Below are 821 nucleotides of genomic sequence, written 5' to 3' on the forward strand. Positions count from 1 at the left end.
CCGCTGTCGTGGGCGACCGGGGCGACGCCGACGAGGGCTGCGAGTTTCTTGTCGTCGATGGCGCCGAGTTCGGGCAGTTCGGCGATGAGCACGGCGGCGCCGACCTCGCCGATGCCCGGCACGGTCAGCAGCAGGTCGCGGCGTGCGGCCATGTCGGGCTCGGCCTCGATGGCGAGCGCGATGGCGGCATCGACGCGGGCGAGCTGGCTCTTGAGGGCGGCGAGGGTCTCGCCGATCAGGGCGGCGACGGCCTGCGGGGCGTGTTCGAGGCGGTTCTTCTCAGCGACCGCCATGTCGATGAGCTGGCGGCGGCGGGCGACCAGGGCAGCAAGCGCGATGCGGCCGTCGTCGATATGGGGGATCTGTGCCGGCCGCATCGCTCTGGCGAAGTGGAGAATGACGCGGGCGTCGACCTGATCGGTCTTGGCCAGCCGGCCGCTGGCCCTGGCGAAATCGCGCACCTGGCGGGGATTGACGACGGCGACGGCAATACCGGCGGCCATCAGCGCCCTGACGATCGCCATCTCGTAACCGCCGGTGGCCTCGACGACGACCAGCTCGGCGCCGGCTATCGCCGTCGCCAGCGCGGCCCGGCCTGGCGCGTCGTTGTCGAAACGGACAACGGCGCGTTTGCCCTCGACGGCCACGTCGAAATGGGCTTTCGAGACATCGATGCCGACCATGAAAGCTTGCGGGATATGCATGGGTGCTCCTCCTTGCAACGCGGGCTCGAAGCCCAATCAACCGTTCGAGCGAAGACATGGCGACGGAGATGCTCGCTGAGGTACGAGTTCGAAACCCAAGGATGACACGCATCCCCG

Annotated in this window: 1 protein-coding gene; it reads right to left on the minus strand. The window is 68.8% G+C overall.

The window, feature by feature from the left end:
• Positions 1-704, minus strand: a 704-nt coding sequence (locus QWJ46_RS31055) for an IS110 family transposase (protein ID WP_302756371.1), incomplete at its 3' end; no start/stop codon positions are given.
• Positions 705-821: the final 117 nt, after the last annotated feature.

Origin of the sequence: Rhizobium sp. CBN3, from assembly GCF_030518245.1 — a bacterium.
Taxonomy (GTDB): Bacteria; Pseudomonadota; Alphaproteobacteria; order Rhizobiales; family Rhizobiaceae; genus Rhizobium; species Rhizobium aethiopicum_A.